20 protein-coding genes are annotated in these 23,904 nt (G+C 44.8%); 5 read left to right on the forward strand and 15 right to left on the reverse strand.

The genetic code is table 11. The features are described from left to right. Positions 1 to 53: 53 nt before the first annotated feature. From fadD to FR741_RS10985, 6 genes are all read right to left on the reverse strand, one after another. Positions 54 to 1,745: a long-chain-fatty-acid--CoA ligase FadD gene (gene fadD, locus FR741_RS10960; RefSeq protein ID WP_167426796.1), complete on the reverse strand. Its 1,692-nt coding sequence runs from the start codon at positions 1,743 to 1,745 to the stop codon at positions 54 to 56. Positions 1,746 to 1,851: 106 nt separating this feature from the next. Then, the gene (locus FR741_RS10965) at positions 1,852 to 2,706 is read right to left on the reverse strand and encodes an alpha/beta fold hydrolase (protein ID WP_167426797.1); all 855 of its coding nucleotides are present in this window, start codon (positions 2,704 to 2,706) and stop codon (positions 1,852 to 1,854) included. Between the two features lie 6 nt (positions 2,707 to 2,712). Beyond that, the gene (locus FR741_RS10970) at positions 2,713 to 3,270 is read right to left on the reverse strand and encodes a Slp family lipoprotein (RefSeq protein ID WP_167426798.1); all 558 of its coding nucleotides are present in this window, start codon (positions 3,268 to 3,270) and stop codon (positions 2,713 to 2,715) included. Positions 3,271 to 3,311: 41 nt separating this feature from the next. Next, positions 3,312 to 3,617, reverse strand: a complete 306-nt coding sequence (locus FR741_RS10975) for a chromosome partitioning protein ParA (protein WP_167426799.1) — start codon at positions 3,615 to 3,617, stop codon at positions 3,312 to 3,314. A 60-nt stretch (positions 3,618 to 3,677) separates the two neighbouring features. Beyond that, positions 3,678 to 4,379: a tRNA (adenosine(37)-N6)-threonylcarbamoyltransferase complex dimerization subunit type 1 TsaB gene (tsaB, locus tag FR741_RS10980; protein WP_167426800.1), complete on the reverse strand. Its 702-nt coding sequence runs from the start codon at positions 4,377 to 4,379 to the stop codon at positions 3,678 to 3,680. Positions 4,380 to 4,408: 29 nt separating this feature from the next. Next, on the reverse strand, positions 4,409 to 6,349 hold the full coding sequence (locus tag FR741_RS10985) for an ATP-dependent DNA helicase (RefSeq protein WP_167426801.1): 1,941 nt from the start codon (positions 6,347 to 6,349) through the stop codon (positions 4,409 to 4,411). A gap of 218 nt (positions 6,350 to 6,567) precedes the next feature. Here FR741_RS10985 and purU point away from each other — a divergent pair, with 218 nt between their 5' ends. After that, positions 6,568 to 7,401: a formyltetrahydrofolate deformylase gene (purU, locus tag FR741_RS10990; protein WP_005382206.1), complete on the forward strand. Its 834-nt coding sequence runs from the start codon at positions 6,568 to 6,570 to the stop codon at positions 7,399 to 7,401. Between the two features lie 74 nt (positions 7,402 to 7,475). Here purU and FR741_RS10995 read toward each other — a convergent pair whose 3' ends face one another. Next, positions 7,476 to 8,075 carry a VOC family protein gene (locus FR741_RS10995; RefSeq protein ID WP_167426802.1) on the reverse strand — a complete coding sequence of 200 codons (600 nt, stop codon included), beginning with the start codon at positions 8,073 to 8,075 and terminating at the stop codon, positions 7,476 to 7,478. A gap of 220 nt (positions 8,076 to 8,295) precedes the next feature. Here FR741_RS10995 and argS point away from each other — a divergent pair, with 220 nt between their 5' ends. Together argS and FR741_RS11005 are read left to right on the forward strand one after the other, a co-directional pair. Continuing rightward, positions 8,296 to 10,029: an arginine--tRNA ligase gene (gene argS, locus FR741_RS11000; RefSeq protein WP_046874243.1), complete on the forward strand. Its 1,734-nt coding sequence runs from the start codon at positions 8,296 to 8,298 to the stop codon at positions 10,027 to 10,029. A 126-nt stretch (positions 10,030 to 10,155) separates the two neighbouring features. Next, positions 10,156 to 10,584, forward strand: a complete 429-nt coding sequence (locus FR741_RS11005) for an HIT family protein (RefSeq protein ID WP_167426803.1) — start codon at positions 10,156 to 10,158, stop codon at positions 10,582 to 10,584. Positions 10,585 to 10,677: 93 nt separating this feature from the next. Here FR741_RS11005 and FR741_RS11010 read toward each other — a convergent pair whose 3' ends face one another. The 5 genes from FR741_RS11010 to znuA all read right to left on the reverse strand — a co-directional run bounded on the left by FR741_RS11010 (position 10,678) and on the right by znuA (position 18,701). Further along, positions 10,678 to 10,908 (reverse strand): FeoC-like transcriptional regulator, encoded by a 231-nt coding sequence (locus FR741_RS11010; protein WP_005396058.1) that lies wholly within the window; start codon positions 10,906 to 10,908, stop codon positions 10,678 to 10,680. After that, positions 10,905 to 13,181: a Fe(2+) transporter permease subunit FeoB gene (gene feoB, locus FR741_RS11015; protein ID WP_109168613.1), complete on the reverse strand. Its 2,277-nt coding sequence runs from the start codon at positions 13,179 to 13,181 to the stop codon at positions 10,905 to 10,907. The genes FR741_RS11010 and feoB overlap by 4 nt, the downstream gene beginning before the upstream one ends. After that, positions 13,181 to 13,408 carry a FeoA family protein gene (locus FR741_RS11020; protein WP_005382190.1) on the reverse strand — a complete coding sequence of 76 codons (228 nt, stop codon included), beginning with the start codon at positions 13,406 to 13,408 and terminating at the stop codon, positions 13,181 to 13,183. Before FR741_RS11020 ends, feoB begins: the two co-directional genes overlap by 1 nt. 826 nt (positions 13,409 to 14,234) lie before the next feature. Then, complete coding sequence (locus FR741_RS11025) at positions 14,235 to 17,612, reverse strand: AraC family transcriptional regulator (RefSeq protein ID WP_164666919.1); 3,378 nt, start codon at positions 17,610 to 17,612, stop codon at positions 14,235 to 14,237. Positions 17,613 to 17,813: 201 nt separating this feature from the next. Beyond that, entirely contained in the window at positions 17,814 to 18,701 is an 888-nt protein-coding gene (gene znuA, locus FR741_RS11030; RefSeq protein ID WP_006742703.1) for a zinc ABC transporter substrate-binding protein ZnuA, read from the reverse strand. A 78-nt stretch (positions 18,702 to 18,779) separates the two neighbouring features. Between znuA and znuC the strand changes: the two genes are divergently transcribed. After that, a complete protein-coding gene (znuC, locus tag FR741_RS11035; protein WP_006742704.1) occupies positions 18,780 to 19,568 on the forward strand; it encodes a zinc ABC transporter ATP-binding protein ZnuC in 789 nt (262 codons plus the stop codon). Continuing rightward, on the forward strand, positions 19,561 to 20,346 hold the full coding sequence (gene znuB, locus FR741_RS11040) for a zinc ABC transporter permease subunit ZnuB (protein WP_167427109.1): 786 nt from the start codon (positions 19,561 to 19,563) through the stop codon (positions 20,344 to 20,346). The genes znuC and znuB overlap by 8 nt, the downstream gene beginning before the upstream one ends. A gap of 71 nt (positions 20,347 to 20,417) precedes the next feature. Here the strand turns inward: znuB and sucD are convergent, their stop codons facing one another. The 3 genes from sucD to odhB all read right to left on the reverse strand — a co-directional run bounded on the left by sucD (position 20,418) and on the right by odhB (position 23,878). Further along, a complete protein-coding gene (gene sucD / locus FR741_RS11045) occupies positions 20,418 to 21,290 on the reverse strand; it encodes a succinate--CoA ligase subunit alpha (protein WP_005382181.1) in 873 nt (290 codons plus the stop codon). After that, positions 21,290 to 22,456 (reverse strand): ADP-forming succinate--CoA ligase subunit beta, encoded by a 1,167-nt coding sequence (gene sucC / locus FR741_RS11050; protein ID WP_005393009.1) that lies wholly within the window; start codon positions 22,454 to 22,456, stop codon positions 21,290 to 21,292. The genes sucD and sucC overlap by 1 nt, the downstream gene beginning before the upstream one ends. 213 nt (positions 22,457 to 22,669) lie before the next feature. Continuing rightward, the gene (odhB, locus tag FR741_RS11055; RefSeq protein WP_005393012.1) at positions 22,670 to 23,878 is read right to left on the reverse strand and encodes a 2-oxoglutarate dehydrogenase complex dihydrolipoyllysine-residue succinyltransferase; all 1,209 of its coding nucleotides are present in this window, start codon (positions 23,876 to 23,878) and stop codon (positions 22,670 to 22,672) included. Between the last annotated feature and the right edge of the window lie 26 nt (positions 23,879 to 23,904).

A 23,904-nucleotide genomic window follows, 5' to 3' on the forward strand; every position in this document is an offset into this window, starting at 1 on the left:
CAAAACGCTGGCATTCTATCATTTTTTAAATCTCTCGACTCGACGAAATCGGCTTATGCGCTTTTCTTCGCGAGTTCAGCGTCATTCTCTTCGCGTAAAACACGACGCAAGATCTTACCGACATTGGTTTTAGGTAAGTCTTCGCGGAACTCAACCAACTTAGGTACTTTATAGCCAGTTAAATGTTCTCGACAATGCGCGATCACTTCGTCTTTGGTCAAGCTCGGATCGCGTTTCACGACATAGATCTTCACTAATTCACCAGAGACTTCGTGCGGTTGACCAATAGCGGCCACTTCAAGGACTTTGCCGTGTAGCGCTACAACGTCTTCGATTTCGTTCGGGTAAACGTTGAAGCCTGATACTAAGATCATGTCTTTCTTACGGTCAACGATGTGCAAGAAGCCTTCGTTATCGAACTTAACAATGTCGCCCGTTGATAGCCAGCCGTCTTCGTTGATCGTATCTTTCGTCGCTTCAGGTCGTTGCCAGTAGCCTTGCATAACCTGAGGACCACGAACTTGAAGTTCACCAGTTTCAGTGTTCGGAAGCGCATTGCCTTCTTCGTCCACAATGCGAACTTCCGTTGATGGCACAGGCAGGCCAATCGATCCATTGTATTCAACAAGGTCATGCGGGTATGCCGCAACCAATGGAGAACACTCGGTTAGGCCGTAACCTTCTAGTAGGTAACAACCCGTGGTCTTCTGCCATCTTTCTGCCACTGAGCGCTGCACTGCCATGCCGCCGCCAACGGCTAAACGTAGGTTACTGAAATCCAACTCGTGGAAGTCTTCGTTGTTGATCAAAGCATTAAATAAGGTGTTCACGCCCGTGATCGCAGTAAACGGATGCTTTTGTAGCTCTTTTACGAATCCTGGAATATCTCGAGGGTTGGTAATAAGTAGGTTACGGCCACCCATTTCGACAAACAGCAGACAGTTTACGGTAAGAGCAAATACGTGATACAGCGGTAGCGCTGTCACGACCAATTCACGGCCTGGAGATAAAACCGGCCCGTACGCGCCTTTCGCCTGTAAAACGTTCGCAATCATATTACGGTGTGTAAGAATCGCGCCTTTCGCGACGCCTGTCGTACCGCCCGTGTATTGCAGGAATGCGATATCATCCCCAGACATAAACGGTTTAACGTATTGTAGACGACGACCTTTACGTAGAGCCTGACGCATTGAGATTGCACCAGGTAAATCGTACTTAGGCACCATGCCCTTAACGTACTTCACGACAAAATCGACAATCGTACCTTTCGCTCGTGGCAGCATTTGACCAAGGCTGGTTAACACCACGTGTTTAACTGGTGTTTTATCGACGATTTGTTCTAGCGTGTTCGCAAAGTTAGACACAATCACAATCGTCGTCGCACCTGAGTCATTCAATTGGTGTTCAAGTTCACGAGGAGTGTAAAGTGGGTTAACGTTTACGGCGATACAACCTGCACGCAAAATACCAAACAACGCCACTGGGTATTGCAGTAGGTTTGGCATCATCAGAGCAACACGGTCACCCTTTTGCAGTTTTAACTCGTTTTGCAGATACGCTGCGAATGCGCGACTACGCTCTTCCAATTTACGGAAGGTCATAACCGAGCCCATGTTCATGAATGCTGGTTGGTCTGCATATTTTTGTACAGACTGCTCAAACATTTCTACCAAAGACTCATATTGCTCTGGATTAATGGTTTCAGGTACGTCACTTGGATAACGTGAAAGCCATGGTTTATCCACGATGTTACTCCTCGTTTATAACTGGCTAAAAAATAGCGTCCTTTTTATTTTGAAAGCTATTACAGCACAGCGAACGTGCTTGAGCACGCAACTCTCAAACACTTGTTTAAATTTTGTTAACTACACCAAGAATTCGCGTTGCGACCTCGAGTATTTGCTCTAAATGACAGTGATGACCACCATTGACAGAAACCACTTGCGGCGGGTTCTCTCCCCAATCAGCTTGGTTAGATGGTAAATTCTGAAATCCTTGATCGCCTAATACGATCAAATGAGGACAACGTATTTGGCTGGTAATCGAGTTAGCATGCGCTTGCGCCATTCGGTAAAGCGACGCACATTTTAACTTGGCATCATGCCGCCAATACCATTTATCTCCTCGCTGCTCTGTTCCACGCTCGACTATCGGCAGAAGCTGCTCAGCGGTTAATTGATTGGCTTGCATGCGTAATTTTAACGCCAGATCGAAGGAGGTAATGCTTCGCTCTGGCTTGTTGTGCTGTCTTACTCGACTTAAAACGCCATCACGAAGACGAGGCAAACTGTTAGCAGGATCTTCAGTAAGAGGTCCTGCTCCCTCAATTTGCACAAGAGCTTCGACCTGCTCTGGAAACGCAGCACTATAGCAACTTGCGATTAAAGCACCAAGTGAATGCCCTACTAATATCAGTCTGTTTGGTGATAATTCGTCCAACAGCTGATGTAAATCGGCAATATAGTCGTGAAAGGGATAATAATTATCGTGAGATTTATGACTCGATAAACCGTGACCAAAATGGTCGATAGCAAGGAGGTGTAAGTGAGGATTAAGTTGGTTCAACTGCTCCATGAGCGCTTTAAAGCTGCCCGCATTATCTAACCATCCATGAAGAAAAACGACTGACAAGTCAGCCGTTTTTTCGTTCCCTATCTCTAGGGCTGCCATTTTGCCGACAGGAAGCTCGAATTGACGCTCATGCATCGCAGATTATTTGACCTGTTTTATCACTTTACCGTCTTGTGGGAAATCATTACGCCACATACGGCAGTTAATCGAGTAACATGGGTAAAAGTAGGTTGGCGAGTCATACATGCGTACACGTTCTTCAATTTTCCATAAACGGTACCCTTCCCCCTTAATAATCGGGAAGATGTAACCGTGCTCACCGATCTTTCCTTCTTCTTCCCCTGCTCCTTTGCCTACAACCGTCACCAAACGGCCTTCACTAAAGGCGACAGGCTCTAAATAGCCATCAAAATAGGTGACAAAACGTCCCGTAGGCTCTTCATCAATATCAGGTTTACCAGACTTACTTATAGGAAGGTTTACAATCTCTAGACGCGTTTTATCTTTAAAGTTATCCACTTTAGCGATGATTCCACCAAGGCGAACATCTTCACTCACTTGCCCTTGAGACTCAGCAAAAGCTTTATAGTCTGTAACGACCAATTCCGTGCTTGCATTTAGCTCCTCTGGCAACGAGCTACACGCAGACAAACCAACCGTAGCAAATAATGCGAGAAAAAACCGTCCAAAAACCTTCATAAACCACCTTTCAATATTAGTAACCCCAAGCAGGGGAGATCTCACACGTAAATATCGACACCAAGTAATTGAGCCAGTTCCTCTTTTTTAGCTCGATTCATGACATCCATGTACTGCTCCATTGCTTTACGTGCGCTCCCTTCAGGAAGGTCATATTGCACTTGAGCTCGGTGAATTAGCGACTCATCCACGTGTTTTATGGAGTGCGCCACAGCGTTAGCAACCTTTGAAGGCTGACCTACAGGCTGCTTTGTTTGTGATTTATCTACCTGCTTCTTTTTGCTGACTTTATTAGTGCGATTTGCACCGGGAATCAAAGAAGGAGGCAAGCCATTAATCGACGCCATAACGCTCCATAAAAATACAGGGCAAACGCCCTGCTTTTTGTCAGGTTAATGAAAAACGGATTATTCGCGGCCCGGAAGTTTTTTCCATGTCACATTATCGCGTAGATAAACTGGGCTAGAATCTTCTACCGGCACAGTATTACCCTTTTTAAATTCTTGTTCAGCAAGAATCACGATGTCTTGTGAATCAGGGTACAGAACCTCGCCATGCGTCAAATTAAACGGTAGGTCTGCTAATACTTCTTGGTAGGCATCCCAACCAGTACCTGCTGTCGTCCACGTTTTGTCGTCTGCTTGTGCTTCTTCAGTTAAACGTGCTGGTGGAATAACACACTCTGCATCAATACCAACCCATTCACCATTGTCTTGACGAGAATAGCGCGCCCAATAAACTTCACTCATACGTGCATCAATGGCAACAGCGACATTGATCACACCATGTAAACGATGGCTACCTTGAGCCATCGCAGCCAGCGTTGAAACGCCGATCATAGGTAAGTCAGCACCGAACGCCAAACCTTGTGCGATACCAATACCGATACGAACGCCAGTAAAGCTACCTGGACCACGTCCAAACGCTAACGCATCTAGCTCTTGTAGAGTCAGGCCAGCTTCTTTTAGTACTTCATCAACCATTGGCAGTACTTTTTTGGTGTGATCGCGTGGTGCAACCGCGCTACGTGAAATCACTTGATCATTAGCCAACAACGCAACTGAACAGTTTTCAGTCGCTGTATCGATAGCAAGAATTTTTGCGCTCATTTAACTCTCTACAACTCTCATTTATTGGGTTATGCCTCAGCACTTGCGTCTGTGACAGATTGTTCTGCTTTCAGGAATGCTTTGATTCCATCTAAGTCTCGCGTTCTTGGGATAGGTGGTAGGCTTCCGAGGAAAATACCACCGTAGTCTCGCGTGACAAGGCGATTATCACAAATGATCAACGCACCGTGATCCTTCTGATCTCGAATTAATCGCCCTACACCCTGCTTTAACGTAATCACTGCATCCGGGATTTGTACTTCAGCAAATGGTTCACCACCACGTAATCGACAATCCTCGATACGGGCTTTGAGTAACGGATCGTCAGGGGCGGTAAACGGTAATTTGTCGATAATAACACAGCTCAGCGCATCACCTCTAACATCAATCCCTTCCCAGAAAGCGCCTGTCGCCACGAGTAAAGCGTTACCCAGTTCCATAAACTCCGCCAAGGTTTTCTGCTTACTCATCTCCCCTTGCATTAACACAGGCAGATCAAGTACTTCTCGGAACTTCTCACCTAGTTCACGCATCATGCTGTGCGAGGTACATAAAAAGAAGCAGCGACCATCGTTTTCTTCAATCACCGGGGCAAGCATTCGGACTAACTTATCCGCTAAGCCGCTACTGTTTGGCTCTGGCAGATACCTTGGCACACAAAGGCGCGCTTGTTTTTGATAATCAAAGGGGGACGGCAGAGAAAATTGCTTTGTAGGCTTGAGGCCAAGGCGCTCAGTAAAGTGCTTGAAGTCGCCCGATACGGCTAGGGTTGCTGACGTGAAAATCCACGCGCCTTGTTTAATCTCTATTTGCTCATGGAACTTGTCCGCGACAGAAAGGGGCGTAATGTGCAGAGCGAAATGACGAGGCGAGGTATCGTACCAGTATGAGTAACCGGTAATATCGACATCACATACCCGGTCGATGCGGCCTTTGATCAAATTGGCTCGTTCAAAGGCGGTATCCAGTAATTGACTGCGCCCTAAGGCTATTTTGAGTACATCAATCGCCAATTCGAGGCTATCAGTTAAGCGCAATAATTCTCGCTTAATAGAGCCTGATTGCAACGCCTCACGCCAGTTGCCACGAAAGCCTGGCTCACCCAGTGCAATCCGCATGTCCATTGCGCTTTGCATGAGTTTGTCGCCCACTTTTTGCAATTGACGCATATCTTTGGCTTCGGTGCGGTAGGCTATTTCAATGTCTTTGGCAAGATCATGAATTTGACGGCTTGAAACTGACTGGCCGAAATATTCGCTCGCAATATCTGGCAACTGATGAGCTTCATCAAAAATAAACACATCGGCTTCTGGGATCAGTTCGCCAAATCCTGTTTCTTTGATCGCTAAGTCAGCAAGAAATAAGTGATGGTTCACCACAACAATGTCGGAATCCATGGCTCGCTTACGCGCTTTCAATACAAAGCAATCGGTGTAGCTCGGACACTCTTTACCTAAACAGTTATCATTGGTGGAGGTGATGGTCGGAATGATCATGCTGTCTTCTGGCAGATCATCACAATCACCAAGGTCACCTGTTTTGGTTTCTGATGACCAAGCACGCACTTTAACCAATTGAGTTAATAGCGTCGGGTCAGATTCATTAGTATGGCTTTCGACCATTTGGCGGCTCAAGCGATCCAAACACAGATAATTAGAACGCCCTTTTAATAACGCCACTTGACCATAAAAACCAAGCGCATTGACCATGAGCGGTAAGTCCCGATGGTACAACTGCTCTTGCAAGTTTTTCGAGCCTGTACTGATGATCACTTTTTTACCACTCAACAGCGCAGGGACTAGGTATGCGAAGGTCTTACCGGTTCCGGTTCCTGCCTCCACCACCAACTGGGTTTGATCTTTGATCGCACTACTGACGGCTTCCGCCATATCGATTTGTGGCTGACGAGCTTGAAAGCCAGGAATGGCATTACCTAACGCGCCATCAGAGGAAAAAGTTTTTGCGATCATGCTTGGTATTGAGTTTGAAAAATTATCGAGAGTATATCAGAGGAATAGGAGTGACATCAGCCCACAATCTGGCCAGCTTGCGGCGATGCACGGATATTTTGTTGAAACCAACGTAAGAATAGATTATTTATGGTGAAACATGGCAGTACAGTTACACCCGCCTGGGAATAATAACAAATTCGTACGCTAAAATATTAATGCATGGAAGTACCTGATTTATGGAAAAGAAAACACTGTTGACCCACTGTTCTGACGCCCCGGGTCTCATCTCAAAAATCACTAACATCTGTTACAAGCACCAACTCAACATCGTTCACAATAACGAATTTGTTGATAATACCAGTGGCCACTTTTTCATGAGAACGGAGTTGGAGGGATACTTCAACGATCAAACGTTTCTTGCCGATTTGGACCAAGCACTCCCGCAAGGTGCTAAGCGTAAATTGGTTGGCTCTCGCCGTAAGCGCATCGTCATTCTCGTCACAAAAGAAGCGCATTGTTTAGGCGATATTCTGATGAAAACCTACGACGGAAGCCTAGATGTTGAGATCGCCGCTGTGGTAGGGAATTACGACAAACTGCAAACTCTCACTGAACGCTTCGACATTCCTTACCACCACGTGACCCATGAAAACCTTAGCCGTGAAGAACACGAGCAGAAGATGTTAGAGGTGATCGACCAATACGATGCTGACTTTTTGGTGTTAGCTAAATACATGCGCGTATTGACGCCTACGTTTGTTGAGAAATACCACCACAAAATCATTAATATTCATCACAGCTTCTTACCTGCTTTTATTGGCGCTAAGCCATATCAACAAGCTTACGATCGCGGTGTGAAAATCATCGGTGCAACGGCACACTTCGTGACCAATGATTTAGATGAAGGGCCGATCATCAAGCAAGACGTCATTCCTGTCGACCATACATTCAATGCCCAAGATATGGCACAAGCGGGACGCGATGTAGAAAAGAATGTGTTGAGCAAAGCGTTGAATAAAGTGATCAATGACCACGTATTTGTTTACGGCAATAAGACGGTTATCCTTTAAGTTCATCGCATTTGAAAAAAGAAAGGGTTGCTCATTTGGCAACCCTTTCTTCTTAATAGTTGTTCAGAGCTCACTTATTCAGCCTGCTCAGACTCCACAATACGCTTAAGTGAATGCGGGTGCAGCTTGATACAAATGCCTTGGTACTTAAACGCCACGGTTGGGTTGTTCAAGCGTTCGCCTTCCCCTTTCGGGCTCGACAATTTGATCTTCACACCCAGCTCTTTTAACTCATCAAAACGCGCGCCAAACGCTGGGTAAGTGTGTTTCAAATCAGCAAGAAACTCATCTGCGGTTTCGGCATGAGACGGAATCACAAACTCCACATGTTCCCAGCTTTCATTTGGGTAGATTTTGCCTTCCGCAGGATATGGCAGCTCCAGACACTCAATCTTCCAGCCACGGCTTTCCAACGCTTTGTCGAATACGATAACGATGATTGGGCGACCGTTTATTTTCGCTTGTGAAATCACCTTACCGTATTGATTCCATGCTTCATGCGCGGCTTTCGCTGTTTCAATATCATTAATACGCAGCGCAATATGGTCAGCTTGAGCAAAGCTCAGATCCAGTTTTAACAGGGTTGCAAGCTCTTCAATCTTCGCCATAAATGCGTCCAGATCTTGGATCATCAATTCAGGCGTTAGGCGCTTTTCAACTAGTTGAGTCGTCATTGTGGCTCTCTTATGGGGCGATTTATCTCATTACTTTGAGCGCAATAGTAAACGCAAACTAAGCCACATTTCCATTCAATCGAAAAAGTAAAAATTTCGCCTATTCATCTCTGTATGAAAAGCAATAAAGTTGTTATGATTAGCCCCATTTTTGTGAACTCTAACAGAGCTCGGCGTACATTCTGCCGAGTTCTTTGTCCTTGAATTGAAGGAAACGCGTGTGAATATCCAAGCACTTATTAATGACAAAGTATCTCAGGCTCTAGAAGCCGCTGGCGCACCTGCAGGTAGTCCTGCAGCCGTTCGCCAATCAGCAAAGCCACAATTTGGTGATTACCAAGCAAACGGCGTAATGGGCGTTGCTAAAAAACTGGGTACTAACCCACGAGAATTTGCACAGAAAGTACTGGATGTTCTAGACCTAGATGGTATTGCGAGCAAAACAGAAATCGCTGGCCCTGGTTTCATCAACATTTTCCTAAGCGAAGAGTTCCTTGCGAAACAAGCCGACGCGGCGCTAGCAGACGAACGTCTTGGCGTAGCTAAAGAAGAAGCGCAAACCATCGTTGCCGACTACTCTGCACCAAACGTAGCAAAAGAAATGCACGTAGGTCACCTGCGTTCAACCATCATCGGTGATGCAGTGGTACGTACGCTTGAGTTCTTAGGTCACAAAGTGATCCGCGCGAACCACATCGGTGACTGGGGTACTCAGTTCGGTATGCTTATCGCAAACCTTGAGCGCGTACAACAAGAGTCTGGCGAAGTTTCTATGGAACTTGCGGACCTTGAAGGCTTCTACCGCGAATCGAAAAAGCTGTACGATGAAGATGAAGAGTTCGCAGTAAAGGCGCGAAACTACGTGGTAAGACTGCAAAGCGGTGACGAGTACTGTGCAGAAATGTGGAAAAAACTCGTTGATGTAACCATGATCCAAAACCAGCGCAACTACGACCGTCTAAACGTGTCACTGACTCGTGACGACGTAATGGGCGAAAGCATGTACAACGACATGCTTCCTAAGATCGTTGCAGACCTAAAAGAACAAGGTCTTGCCGTTGAAGATGATGGCGCGCAAGTTGTATTCCTAGATGAATACAAGAACAAAGATGGCGAACCAATGGGCGTTATCGTTCAAAAACGCGATGGCGGTTTCCTATACACAACAACAGATATCGCATGTGCAAAATATCGTTATGAAGAGCTAAGCGCAGACCGTGTGCTTTACTTCATCGACTCACGTCAACACCAGCACCTAATGCAAGCTTGGACGATTGTTCGTAAAGCGGGCTATGTGCCTGAGTCTGTATCTCTTGAGCACCACGCGTTCGGCATGATGCTGGGTAAAGACGGAAAGCCATTCAAGACTCGTGCGGGTGGTACCGTTCGTTTGGCAGATCTTCTGGATGAAGCAGAAGTTCGCGCAGCACAGCTGATCGAATCTAAAAACCCTGAACTAGATGCGGAAGAAAAAGAGAAGATCTCTAAAACAGTTGCAATGGCAGCGGTTAAATACTCTGACTTATCTAAACACCGTACGACTGACTACGTGTTCGATTGGGACAACATGTTAGCGTTTGAAGGTAACACAGCACCATACATGCAATATGCATACACTCGCGTAGCTTCAATTTTCGCTAAAGCTGGTGTTGCTATGGATGCTCTCCAAGGTGACATCAAAATCACTGATGAGAAAGAGAAAGCACTTATTGCTAAACTTATGCAGTTCGAAGAAGCGGTGCAATCTGTTGCTCGCGAAGGCCAACCACACATCATGTGTAGCTACCTATTCGAACTAGCAGGTCAGTTCTCTAGCTTCTACGAAGCGTGCCCTATCCTAGTTGCTGAAGACGAAGCAGTGAAACAAAGCCGTCTGAAACTAGCTGCGCTAACAGCGAAGACCATCAAGCAAGGTCTGTCTCTACTGGGTATCGATACTCTAGAGCGTATGTAATCCGCTTTTACGTAGTTAGCTTAAGTAGCACAAGCTAAATGATGACAAAGGTTGACGTGAAAGCGCCAACCTTTTGTTTTATCTGTCGTATACTAATTCAAACTAAAAATTAATCGGACAGCAATAATGAGTTTTGAACTTCATCCTCAATTGACAAAAGACACTTCGGTGATTGGTCACTTCCCACTTTGCGTCGCGCTTCTTCATAAAGATAATGCTGTGCCATGGATTATCTTGGTGCCTAAACGCGAAAATTTGAAAGAGCTACACCACTTGCCAATGCAAGAGCAACAACAGTTTTTGCTCGAATCTCAAGCGGTAAGCCAAGCACTCGAAGCGACATTCCACCCAGACAAGTTAAACCTTGGAGCCCTAGGTAACATGGTGCCACAGCTGCACATTCACCATATTGCGCGCTTTAAAGACGATATGGCATGGCCAGGACCAGTTTGGGGGAATACAAAAGGAGAGTTTCGTACTGACGAAGAACAAGAAGAGATTCTTAACCGAATTCGTAATGTGTTGTCGTTAAGCTCTATCTTCCGTAAAGCGTAACCGTTATATAACTTTTAATTCAGGTAGAAAGTAAAAAGCCGCATCATTGCTGATGCGGCTTTGTTGTTTGTGCGCGATGGTTCATTGCTCCTACTACATGGTCACGGTAAGTGACAAACCATCGTGCTTTGTGACTGCATAGCGTATTCGCGTTATATGATGAGCTTTATTTGTATCTACCAAGCGAGAAATGCGACCTTTGTTAATCCATACACTTAACATGGCGTCTGCACCGTCTTCACTCATTCCGAACTGTTTTGCTAGCTCAGATTGGGAAACCGTTCCTTTTTCGGCAATATATTGATAAAGCTCTTTTAAAATCATACGACTTGCGCCTCAAACTCGCCTTGATGTTTCTTGCCTACGCGCTTGAAAACACGGTACGTGCCAAAGAAAATCGCAATAATTGCGGCAATCCAAACGCCGCTGGTGATAGGGCTATCAGCGAAATGCATAAGCTGATGATAGAAAGTCGCACTCAAGTACGCGAGCCCCATTGTCCATACCGCTATAAAGCGCGCAAAGTTATTGCCGAATTCTCGAACATAGGCACCCATCGCAGCCACACAAGGAGTGTAAAGTAAGATAAAAATTAGGTACGCAAAAGCAGCATGACCAGAAACAAATTTCTCTTTTATGTTACCAAAGATCGATTCATCAATTTCTTGCTCCTCTGCGACTGCATGAGAATCTGCTAAATCACCAACGTCAATCCCCAGAGGATCAGAATAGCTCAGCCCTGCTAGGTTTTCAGGAATGCTCATCACCGCTTCTTCTAGGCTACCCATAAGATCAAATTCTGCATCCTCTCCATCGGTTGGCGTAGTGTATAAGCTGTTCAATGTGCCCACGACTGCCTCTTTCGCGAAGATACCAGTAATAATACCAACCGTTGCTGGCCAGTTATCCTCTTGAATACCAATTGGTGCAAACACTGGCGTCACAACCTGAGCGGCTTTTGATAGAACCGATTTATCACTGTCTTCATTACCGAATGTACCGTCAGTTCCTAGCGAGTTGAGGAAGCTCAAGATAGCAACAACCACAACGATGGTTTTACCTGCACCCAGTACGAAACGCTTAAGTTTTTGCCAAGTTTTGATCACGACGTTCTGCAACGTCGGAAGCTCATAGTCAGGCATTTCCATCACCAAACTATCACTGCTGCCAGGATACAGCGTATGCTTGAGGAACAAACCGGTAAACACCGCGGCGACAATACCAAGTAGGTAAAGTGCAAACACAATGTTTTGACCAGAGCCTGGGAAAAAAGCGGCAGCAAATAAAGCGTACACAGGTAAGCGAGCACCACATGACATAAACGGTGCCATCGACGCAGCCAACTTGCGCTCACGCTCTTGGTCTAGCGTGCGCGTTGCCATGATTGACGGAACGTTACAGCCAAAACCAAGAACCAAAGGGACAAACGCTTTACCCGGCAAGCCGATTTTCTGCATCACTTTATCAAGCACAAACGCAGCGCGTGCCATGTAACCCGAACTCTCAAGCACAGCAAGGAATAAGTACAAACACGCAATGACCGGGATAAAGGTCGCAACTGTTTGAATACCGCCGCCTAAACCATCAGCAATCACCGTAACTAGCCATACGGGGAGGTGACCATCTAATAAGTGGTGTCCACCATCAACCAGCAATGCGCCTACACCAATGTCAAAAAAGTCGATAAATGCACTACCGATGTTAATCGAGAACATAAACATCAAGTACATAACCACAAAGAAGAATGGGATCCCAATCCACTTGTTCAAAATAAACTGGTCGAGTTTTTCAGTCACGCTACGGCTCAATTTGCCTTCGCTTCGGCGAACTTTTTTACACTGTTCATGCAGGTATGTGTACTTGGTATCCGCGACATGCAAATCGATATCCAAATCTAAAGTCGCAATGACTTCCAATACTTTGCTTCTATCAATATCAGAAAGGCTATTGAGAACCATCGTATCTTTTTCAAGCGCACGAATCGCTAATGCACGATGGGCGACGGTTTGATCGTTAAAAAGTGCGGAAACAGTTTGAATCGCCGACTCCATCTTTTCACCGTAATGCAAAGATAACTCTTTAAGCGCGACTCCTTGAACAATGGACTTATGCAGTTTTTCTTTAAACTCTGCAACTTGAGTTTTATTGGTTGCAGATAAACTTACTACAGGACAACCTAACGTTTTCTCAAGCTCTGAAACGTTAATCATTTGACGTTCACGTTTTAGCGCATCCATTTTGTTGAGAACAACAATCATAGGACGGCCAAGTTCGCGAAGTTGTAACGTCATATATAAGCTGCGCTCTAAACTCGTGGCATCAACCACGTTGATAATGAGGTCGGCAGGATGAGTTAGAACCGCACGCGATGCAATGGATTCGTCAATACTATTGCTATCATTACCACTGTCTAACGAGTAAATGCCAGGAAGGTCAGTGAGCAAAAACTCGTCACCCGCATGTTTGAATTGTCCCGTTTTCTTTTCAACGGTGACGCCTGCCCAGTTACCAACTTGCTGTTTTGCACCAGTCAAACCATTAAATAGCGTCGTTTTACCACTATTAGGATTACCTACGGTAAGCACTTGATATTGCATTACACTCGCTCCACTTCAATTTTCTGAGCAATGGTTTCTCGCAATGCGACAGACACACCACGGACTTCGACTTGTAAAGGATCGCCCATTGGAGCACGTCGAATCACTTTGACTTCTGTATTGGGAAGCAGCCCCATTACCATGAGTTTCTTTCTGATATCTGATGAAAGACCATCTAACAACCGAATCGTCACCGTATCGCCAGGATTAATCTCTGATAACTTCATAGTGGCCCTTAAGAGTATTGCTAATGAGAAATATTATTATTTAATAAGTTTAGGCTGCCAATATTACTCTTCTATAACCCTTCAATCCTTGTGTGAAATCAAAGATTTCATAAATGTTTTCATGCTTTCAAACGTCAACTCCGTAAATTTCCTCTCGTTATTTACGTCAAAATTAACAATTAAAAATCACGACCAATGAAATAAAAATGTCACAAACAAATGGTAAAGATAAAAATTCCCAAACAAAACAACAGGTTAAATGACATTTAAAACTTTGTCGTTTTTCTCATATCAACATGGCGTTATTTTTATAAGAAAAATAAGTAACCTCTCGTATAGTTACTCCATCGAGAGGGCAACCTCTCAAATGAATTCCAGAGGTGGCATGGCAACATGTCACTCCGGCAGCAAGCGAAGGTGTCATTGACACCCGTGGTATAGTCCCCCCGGCTATACCACGATATTTTTTTTCATCTCTCTCTAAACTCTTTATCTTATCCACCTTTTCAGCACAGTTCTGTTTTCACGAATTTCGCATACCCCCACTACTCAAATGAACCAACGCACTCTAGATACAAAAATACAACCATTCATATATTTGTCGCCGTAGGTAAATCCGTCCTCTTAAGCCATGTATGGTTATAGCTAAGAACAGCGCTACTAACAGATAGAGCGTGACCGTGCTTACGTATTGAGAATGGATTTGTAGGCTAGATGTGATGAAGAAGCAATGAGAATCACTACATTGGTAGCTCTAGAATAGTAGAGCACTATAAGCAGCTCCCCAGTCTTTTGAATATTCACTAGGGAGTGTGTTATGAGGTTTTTAGTTGGTTTCTTGGCTTTCTTGAGTCAAAGCAAACTTGGAAGGAGGCAAACCAAAATGCAATTTAAACTTTTGGCTAAAGTAAGAAGGATCATTAAAGCCGCAGTTAAACGCTACTTCGCTGATTTTCTCGCCCGCTAATAACTGCTCACACGCCGTTTCTAAACGAACTTCGGTTACATAATCTTTTAACGTTCTTGACGAGGCTGATTTAAAGCGCCTCTGTAAAGAGCGTTCTGACATGAACAGCATTTTAGCCGCTAAAGCAGTACCAAACTCAGGGTCATGGTAATGCTCAGCCACCAGCTGATAGACTTTTTGCAACCATTCTTTCTCTGGGGTCACTTTATCTTCGACGATAGGTTCAGACTCAAATTCTTGCAGAGATTCATCCACATAACTCATCTCCTTCGCAGTTGGCCATGTAATTTCGATTTTATTTTGAGCGTCGGAAGTAAACACCGCCAAGTATCCTCCACTCGTTGTCACTAACTGGGCAAGATGATCAATACTCAATTCAGAGTGATTCATATTAGATGGACGCCCGGTCGTCACTTTATTAGGCAGTTGCGTCCCATAATCAAGAAAACTCAATGAAACAATATCATTGCCCTCTTCTAGCATGATTCTCACCGTTTGGCCTCGGAAAGAACGCTTGATGATATTGGCAAAAATGCTGTTGAAGATAACATCAAGGTTAAAGCTTTCCAGAGCAATTCGACTTGTTTTTCTCTCATCTTCAAGCTCCACCATAATCCCAGCCTTCGCAAAATCATCTTGCCATACATCAACCACCGATTGAGTTATCTGACTCAAATTGTAATTGTGACTGCCGCCGCTAGCTTCACCAGGAACACTTTTTAACTCATTTAATTGCCATGTCGTTTTCGCCAGATGATCTTCCGTAGCTGCATCCAAAGGTATGGGTAATTTTGCCGCTATAAAATCGACACTGGACTTAATAGATTGCGCCACGTGATCAACCAGCAGGTTTCTGACTTGAATCTGTTTACGTAGCTGTTGGTTACTCGTCAACAACACTCGGCTTTGATGCCTCAACTGGTTAGTTTTGAGTGTCACTTGCGCAGCTAAATCACGGTTAGCCTGTACAACATAGCGAGAACGCCAGTACATAAGTAGTGCAACCATGGCAATACTCGCGACCACAAAACCTAAAATTGCGAGTTGCGATAAATACCAAGGATTAAGCACAATAAAATATGACTCGAGCCCAACCAATCCAGCAGCGACTTGAGACTCATTACTTACCTGTAGATGGTATTCACCGGAATTGAGATGCTCTAGAGTCAGTTGGCCTCCCTCTAGCGCTTGCCAAGGATCATCGCTATTCAATCGATAATACAAATTTTGGCTGTCTGGTTTTGGCATCACGCCAAATAAGAAACTTAGAGAAGAGCCATACGGTAATTTTATGCCATTCAAATCGGCGCTACCAACTTGTAGAATCTCGTTTTCAAGCACAACTTGGCTCACGATAAACTTCGACTCTGGAGGGTTGGACACAAGCAGCTTGGATGCTTCAGCTTTTACCAACCCGTATTTCGACCCTAGGACGAGCTCTCGCTCACCACCTTCTTTTTGCTGTATAACACTGCAGATTCCTGGTAGAAACTCGTTGTTCATTAAGCCAGACGCCGATGAATAATGTTTCACTAATTCACCCGAAAGGTGGTAATAGCTTAATCCGACAGAAGAGGCTAACCACACACCTTGCCTGTCTCTGATCAAGCAAGCAGGTCGCGCGTTGGGCACACTCATTTCAACAACATGTTTCTCGTTACTTCCTTTAATCGTTTTAAAAACGCCGTAAGATGACGCAAACCACTGACTGCCATCAACCGCCGTGACCATGTCTAATGATTCACCAAATTTTTCGGAATAGCGGATGAACTGGATGTTTTCATTGCTGTATTGATAAATCCCATGATCGGTCCCTATCAATAGAGAATCTTCAGTGTCGTATAAACGCGTAACCTTAGCTGGTAAGTACTGACTTACTAGCCACTCACTTCCAAAATTTCTTACGCTTTGCTTGGTTATATCAACATTGTAAAGATGGTATCCGCTTGATACCCAGAGACGCTCATTACCATCTACAGTCACATGCTCCACTCCGTGTCCAGCCATAACCTGTAAATAAGGAAATGTCACTTTGTTAAGACCATTCAGCTCGAATATTTCGAGCCCTTTAGAGGTCGCAAGCCAAAGCATCCCACCTTGAAATGCAAATTCATTGATCTGCGAATCAAGCTCCAAGACTTTGATGTTGCCACTCTCACCTGTCCGATAAAGCTTTCGGTCATCCGCGAACCAAAGCGCATCATCAGGTCCTGTGGAGGTTTGTCGAATTCGCCCTGATAAGGTTTGCGAGTCATAACTACTGAAGGTTACTCGTTCAAACTTTTTACTAAACAAGGAGTAATAACGAATGCCTTGGTTAGTCGCGATCCACATCCCTCCCATGTTGTCACTCAGTAGCGAATAGATCTTTGTATTATCCAGCTCCAGTTCAAGAAAGCTTGCAGGCTCGACTTCTGTCACTTCGCCTGACAAGAATGAGTATAAATACAGACCATGCTCAGTCCCCACCCAGTACTCTTGATTTGTCTCAGCGAAAGTCAACACATGAGAGCCGCCAATCTTAATCACCTCTTTATCAGGTTGATAAATATTGAAAATTAATGCCCCACGCAACGTTCCTACCAGAATTTCTCTGCGCGTGTGTGAGTAGTAGATCTTTTCAATGTAGTTCTGACCTGAAGCGACTACATGGTCAAACTTATCTCCTTCTGAAAGATAAAAGCCAGAAGTTGTAGCAAGTGCCCACTTCTCTTCGAGCAGAACTGCATCGTTAATATAAACATAGCTATTGTTGCTATGTTGATAGAGCTGCAACAAAGAAAAGGACTTTAACTCGCTAGTATCGATGTTGTAAGTATAGAAATGTGCGCCATCACTAACCCAAATATAATCTTCAGAAGAACCGATTTTTCTTATTTGCGACCCGGGGTTTAAGCTAAAGACTAAACGTCTTTCTTGATTTGGATAAGTTTGATACACCTCATTCTCAACAAAGGTCCAGAACGAGCCTTCATGATAAGCCAGTTGCTTGGCAGACGTTTGTAAAAAACTGCCTGATTTAGGTAGGATATTTTGGCCATCATAAAACAACACCCGCCCATGCACGTCGTGAATCCACAAGCCTCCTTGCTCACCCAAGAACAATTTTTTAGCCGCAATAAAAGTACCCTTAACCTGAGTCGGCAAAGGGTAAAAGATGGCATTCGCATTATGAAGAGCAAATGCTTGGAAAGATAGGAAAAAGCCCAACAAGACAAGGGCTAATTGGCGTAGCAAGACGAAAACCTTTTATATCAACTTGTGCTCGGCGCTCACCGTCCATATCTTCTACAGCATGGACTTATACGGTTATTTTGAGCTGCTAATTATTGATAATGATATCTCAATTACTGTTTGAGAAAAGGCTCGCCTTGCCAAAGGTTGTAATTCTTACTACTGGATCACGTTAAAAGGACTATTCCTACACAACAACACTACTTAATCCGTCTTTTGGCTCAAGCACTGCTCAAAATTATTCGCCATATTGTTGAGAAAAGTAAAGTAACTGCCCGGTTTTGCTTCAATTGTGCTCCCTAATGGGTCAAGTTCTCCTTTGGCAACTTTACTACCTCGCATCACACTCTGAACGACAGCTGGAGTAAACTGAGGTTCAGAAAACACGCAAGCTACATCTCCTGAACTTAACTTTTGACGAATTTGGATTAAGGTTTTTGCTCCCGGCTTACGATCCGGGCTCACGGTGAAGTGCCCCATTTGATTTAACTCATAACGCTCTTCGAAATAACCATAAGCATCGTGAAACACAAAGTAACCTTTGTCTTTCACTGGCGATAATTTCTTCTTGATCTCTAGGTCCGTCTGGCTGAGCTCAGTTTCAAATTTTTTAAGGTTTTCTTGGTACTGTGCTGCATTTTCCGGATCAAGTGATCCCAGTTGATTCACGACAGCCTTGGCAACTTGTTGTGCTTGACTTACACCTAACCAAAAGTGCGGATCATGTGAACCATGATCGTGGCCATCATGGTCATGGTTGTGCTCACTATCAAACTCACGCAAATCTAGATCTGGAATTTGACTAATAGTCAGAGTATTCGATCTGTCTGACACGACTTTTTCCAGAAACGGTTCGAGATCATGTCCGTACCAAATAACTAAATCAGCAGAAGCGATTTTCTTAACATCCGATGGGCGTAAAGCGTAATCATGGGGCGAAGTGTTAGACTGCAGTAATACATCTGGCGAAGTCACCCCTTGAGTAAGCTCTGTCACTAATAACTGAATAGGTTTGATACTCGTTAGTACCGTTACTGCGTGTGCTGGCAACGTTAGCATCGCTGACGCAGCAAGAATTAATGCTCTTTTCATAGTTTTACTTGGGATATGGTGTAGAAAGTGTGATAATGTTACATTATAACATTATTGATTTGCAAATGAGTTTCATTCATGTCTTCCTTAGTCCATCTTGAGCACTTATGCGTCGAGTTCGATGGCCGCAGAGTTCTCGATAACATTAGTATGGAATTACAAAAGGGCAAAATAACAACCCTAATTGGTCCCAATGGAGCGGGAAAATCAACGTTAGTCAAAGTCATTTTAGGCCTTCAAAAACCGACTAGCGGCAAATTAAACCGACAAAGAAAACTAAAAATTGGTTATGTTCCTCAAAAATTGAAACTCAATGACTCTCTTCCATTGAATGTCACCCGTTTTCTAAATTTAGCAGGAAAATACAGTAAACAAGAATGTATTGATGCATTAAGGCTTGTTGGCGCTGAGCATTTAATTAGTAGTAACATGCATCGCTTGTCAGGTGGTGAAAACCAACGAGTATTACTTGCGCGTGCTTTGCTTCAACGCCCAGAGCTGTTAGTGCTAGATGAACCTGCGCAGGGTGTGGATATTCAAGGTCAAATCGATCTCTACGATCTAATTGAAAGCATTCGTCACCGATTCGATTGCGGTGTATTTATGGTGTCACACGACTTACATTTAGTAATGGCCAAAACAGATGATGTCATTTGTCTGCATCACCATGTTTGCTGCTCTGGTTCACCTGCCACGATTACTCAGCACCCTTCTTACATCGCGCTATTTGGCAATGCAGCGAGAGAATCGCTCGCGTTTTATCATCACGACCACGAGCATCATCATCACGATTTATCCGGAACGCCAGTAACTGGCGATGCGACATCATGCTCCAACCATAAACACGGACATCATCACCATGATTGAGTTTCTTCTACCTTCTGTTCTTGCTGGTATTGGCATCGCGATCATTGCAGGTCCTCTTGGGTCATTCGTCGTTTGGCGCAAAATGGCTTACTTCGGTGATACCTTGGCACATGCTTCATTGATGGGTTTGGCATTAGGCTTTCTGCTCAACGTGAACCTTTATCTTGCACTACTCGTTTGCTGTTTAGCTCTGGCCGTTTTGCTTGTCACTCTGCAAAAGCAACAACTTGTGGCTACAGACACGTTGTTAGGTATCTTGGCACACAGTGCACTCTCTATCGGTTTAGTATCGGTTAGCTTTTTGGAAAACGTGCGCGTCGATTTAATGAGCTACCTATTTGGGGACTTACTTGCAGTCTCTCCACAAGATCTGATGTTTATTTACACAGGTGTTGTTGCGGTAAGTGCATGTTTGTACGTCTTCTGGCGCCCACTGCTTTCTAGCACTGTTAGTGAAGAACTTGCCGCTGTTGAGGGCGTAAATACAGACTTAGTTAGATTGGTGTTAATGCTAATGGTGGGTGTAGTAATCGCAGTAGGTATGAAGTTCGTTGGCGCGTTGATCATGACTTCGCTCCTAATTATCCCAGCAGCAACAGCACGTAAGGTTTCTTCATCACCAGAGCAAATGGCACTGTTCGCATCCATTATCGGTTCTGTGGCAGTACTAATGGGGCTTAGCCTATCATGGCACTTCGATACGCCGGCTGGCCCATCAGTAGTAATCAGCGCAACATCTCTGTTTATGCTTAGCCAATTTATTCGCCAAAAATCGTAAAAAGTACCTTGATACAAAAAAGCCTAGCAATAATTGCTAGGCTTTTTTAGCTTTAAGCTTCGAGTTGGAAATTACCAGCCCGTTACTTCACGTAGACCTTGGCCGATCTCTGCTAGAGATTTCACAGTCTTAACGCCCGCCGCTTCTAGTGCTGCAAATTTGTCTTCAGCAGTACCTTTACCGCCAGAGATAATCGCACCAGCGTGGCCCATACGTTTACCAGGAGGAGCAGTTACACCAGCAATGTAGGAAACCACTGGCTTCGTTACGTTTTCTTTAATGTATGCTGCTGCTTCTTCTTCTGCTGTACCACCGATTTCACCGATCATAACAATCGCTTCAGTTTCAGGGTCTTCTTGGAACAGTTTTAGAATATCAATGAAGTTTGAACCTGGGATTGGGTCACCACCGATACCAACACAAGTAGACTGGCCGAAACCTTCGTCAGTTGTTTGCTTAACTGCTTCGTAAGTTAGAGTACCGCTGCGAGATACGATACCTACTTTACCTTTCTTGTGGATGTGACCAGGCATGATACCGATCTTACACTCATCAGGAGTGATAACACCCGGACAGTTAGGACCGATCATACGAACGCCAGTTTCTTCTAGCTTCACTTTCACGTCGATCATATCTGTTGTAGGGATGCCTTCCGTGATTGTTACGATTAGCTCGATGCCCGCATCAATCGCTTCTAGAATTGCATCTTTACAGAAAGGTGCTGGAACGTAGATTACTGTCGCTGTTGCGCCAGTTGCTTCTACTGCTTCGCGAACTGTGTTGAATACAGGTAGACCTAGGTGAGTTTGGCCACCTTTACCTGGAGACACACCACCAACCATCTGAGTGCCGTATGCGATAGCTTGCTCTGAGTGGAAAGTACCTTGACCACCAGTGAAACCCTGACAGATTACTTTAGTGTCTTTGTTAATTAATACAGACATTATTTAGCCTCCGCAGCAGCAACAACTTTCTGAGCAGCATCCGTTAGCGACTCAGCAGCAATGATATCAACATCAGAATTAGCAAGAACTTCGCGACCTAGGTCAGCGTTAGTACCTTCTAGACGAACAACAACAGGTACGCTTACACCTACTTCTTTAACCGCACCGATAATACCTTCTGCGATCATGTCACAACGTACGATACCACCGAAGATGTTAACAAGTACCGCTTTCACGTTGTCATCTGATAGGATGATCTTGAATGCTTCAGCAACACGCTCTTTCGTCGCGCCGCCACCTACGTCTAGGAAGTTAGCTGGTTTGCCGCCGTGTAGGTTTACGATATCCATCGTACCCATTGCTAGGCCTGCACCGTTAACCATACAGCCAACGTTACCGTCTAGTGCTACGTAGTTCAGTTCCCACTGAGCTGCGTGTGCTTCACGCTCATCTTCTTGTGATGGATCGTGCATTTCACGAAGCTTAGGCTGACGGTAAAGAGCGTTTGAATCGATGTTGATCTTACCATCAAGACATAGAAGGTTGCCTTCACCAGTAACCACAAGCGGGTTGATCTCAAGTAGAGCAAGATCGTACTGGGCGAACATCGTGCCAAGACCCATGAAGATCTTAACGAATTGTTTGATTTGGTCGCCTTCAAGACCAAGTTTGAACGCAAGCTCGCGACCTTGGTAAGCTTGTGGGCCTACTAGTGGATCGATTGCAGCTTTGTGGATAAGCTCCGGCGTTTCTTCCGCAACTTTTTCGATTTCCACACCACCTTCTGTTGAAGCCATGAAAACGATCTTACGGCTTGCACGGTCAACAACCGCACCTAGGTATAATTCGTTTGCGATGTTTGAAGCTTCTTCAACAAGGATTTTTGTAACTGGCTGACCGTTAGCGTCAGTTTGGTAAGTCACTAGGTTTTTACCTAACCACTTTTGTGCAAACTCTTTAACACCTTCTTTTGTATCGTGCAGCTCTACACCGCCCGCTTTACCACGGCCACCAGCGTGAACCTGACATTTAACTACTTTCTTTTCTGTACTGATACGGCCTGCAGCTTCAAAAGCTTCTTGTGGTGTATCACACGCGTAGCCTTCTGGCACAGGCAAACCGAATTCTGCAAACAGCTGTTTGGCTTGGTATTCATGCAAATTCATTTCGATATTCCGTTTGTTTTTCCCTTAAGGGATTTATTATTTCCATAACGCTGCAGTCTTGGCTGCTTGTACGTCTGTAGGGTCTTCTCAAATCAATCCCTCATCACGAGTACTCATGGTGTGGGATTCAAATGAAGGCCAGACGTTGAGCTAGTCTAGCCATTGAAATTTTTAACGTCTAGCTACCTACGATAACTAGACGTTTTAGCGATATTAAACGTCTAATAGGAGACGTGCTGGATCTTCTAGCAACTCTTTAATCGTCACTAGGAAGCCAACAGACTCGCGACCATCAATTAGGCGGTGGTCGTAAGACAGCGCTAGGTACATCATCGGCAAGATTTCAACTTTGCCATCCACTGCCATCGGACGCTCTTGGATCTTATGCATACCAAGAATCGCTGATTGAGGTGGGTTGATGATTGGTGTAGACATTAGTGAACCGAACACACCACCGTTTGTGATAGTGAAGTTACCGCCCATTAGCTCGTCTACCGTTAGCTTGCCATCACGACCTTTGATAGCCAGTTCTTTGATGCCTTTTTCAACATCAGCGAAACCAAGCTTGTCACAGTCTTTTAGGACTGGTGTAACTAGACCACGTGGCGTTGATACCGCCATGCTAATGTCGAAGTAGTTGTGGTAAACAATGTCATCGCCATCAATCGAAGCATTTACTTCTGGGTAACGCTTAAGCGCTTCTGTCACAGCTTTCACGTAGAAAGACATGAAGCCTAAACGAATACCGTGACGCTCTTCGAACTGATCTTTGTACTGTTTACGAAGGTCCATGATTGGTTTCATGTTCACTTCGTTAAACGTCGTTAGCATTGCCGTGTTGTTCTTCGCCTCTAGTAGACGGTTAGCGACTGTCTTACGCAGGCGAGTCATTGGAACACGTTTTTGGCTACGAGCCGCTGCCGGCACGTCAACCACTGCTGGTGCCTCTTCTTTTGGCGCAGCTTTAGCGTTCGCAAGATGCGCTTCAATATCTTCGCGCGTAATACGACCACCAACACCAGTGCCTTTCACTTGGCTTGCTTCTAAGCCATGCTCAGCCAATAAACGACGTACTGCTGGGCTTAGTGCATCATTGCTTTCTTCGCTAAGCGCAGCTTTATGACGTTTATCAGGAGATGCTTCCGTACCTTCTGTTTTATCTGCGGTAGGCTCACCTGCAACTGCACCTGGCTTCAATTTAGCAATGATTTGTTTAGAAAGTACTGTCGCACCTTCTTCTTCAACGATAGCTTCCAAAACGCCTGCTTCCGGAGCTGGCACTTCTAGCACGACTTTGTCTGTCTCGATGTCAACCAAAACCTCGTCACGCTCTACTGCGTCGCCTGGTTGTTTGTGCCATGTCGCTACGGTTGCATCAGCAACTGATTCAGGTAAATCTGGAACCAGAATTTCAATTGTCATATCTGTTTCTTCCTTTAACTTCTAGT

The sequence above is a fragment of the Vibrio diabolicus genome, from assembly GCF_011801455.1.
GTDB lineage: Bacteria > Pseudomonadota > Gammaproteobacteria > Enterobacterales > Vibrionaceae > Vibrio > Vibrio diabolicus.

Coding starts and splice junctions, on each gene's coding strand:
- FR741_RS10965 (WP_167426797.1), bottom strand. CDS start 2,706: ATGCATGAGCGTCAATTCGAGCTTCCTGTCGGCAAAATGGCAGCCCTA.
- FR741_RS10970 (WP_167426798.1), bottom strand. CDS start 3,270: ATGAAGGTTTTTGGACGGTTTTTTCTCGCATTATTTGCTACGGTTGGT.
- FR741_RS10975 (WP_167426799.1), bottom strand. CDS start 3,617: ATGGCGTCGATTAATGGCTTGCCTCCTTCTTTGATTCCCGGTGCAAAT.
- tsaB (WP_167426800.1), bottom strand. CDS start 4,379: ATGAGCGCAAAAATTCTTGCTATCGATACAGCGACTGAAAACTGTTCA.
- FR741_RS10985 (WP_167426801.1), bottom strand. CDS start 6,349: ATGATCGCAAAAACTTTTTCCTCTGATGGCGCGTTAGGTAATGCCATT.
- purU (WP_005382206.1), top strand. CDS start 6,568: ATGGAAAAGAAAACACTGTTGACCCACTGTTCTGACGCCCCGGGTCTC.
- FR741_RS10995 (WP_167426802.1), bottom strand. CDS start 8,075: ATGACGACTCAACTAGTTGAAAAGCGCCTAACGCCTGAATTGATGATC.
- FR741_RS11005 (WP_167426803.1), top strand. CDS start 10,156: ATGAGTTTTGAACTTCATCCTCAATTGACAAAAGACACTTCGGTGATT.
- FR741_RS11010 (WP_005396058.1), bottom strand. CDS start 10,908: ATGATTTTAAAAGAGCTTTATCAATATATTGCCGAAAAAGGAACGGTT.
- feoB (WP_109168613.1), bottom strand. CDS start 13,181: ATGCAATATCAAGTGCTTACCGTAGGTAATCCTAATAGTGGTAAAACG.
- FR741_RS11020 (WP_005382190.1), bottom strand. CDS start 13,408: ATGAAGTTATCAGAGATTAATCCTGGCGATACGGTGACGATTCGGTTG.
- znuA (WP_006742703.1), bottom strand. CDS start 18,701: ATGAAAAGAGCATTAATTCTTGCTGCGTCAGCGATGCTAACGTTGCCA.
- znuC (WP_006742704.1), top strand. CDS start 18,780: ATGTCTTCCTTAGTCCATCTTGAGCACTTATGCGTCGAGTTCGATGGC.
- znuB (WP_167427109.1), top strand. CDS start 19,561: ATGATTGAGTTTCTTCTACCTTCTGTTCTTGCTGGTATTGGCATCGCG.
- sucD (WP_005382181.1), bottom strand. CDS start 21,290: ATGTCTGTATTAATTAACAAAGACACTAAAGTAATCTGTCAGGGTTTC.
- sucC (WP_005393009.1), bottom strand. CDS start 22,456: ATGAATTTGCATGAATACCAAGCCAAACAGCTGTTTGCAGAATTCGGT.
- odhB (WP_005393012.1), bottom strand. CDS start 23,878: ATGACAATTGAAATTCTGGTTCCAGATTTACCTGAATCAGTTGCTGAT.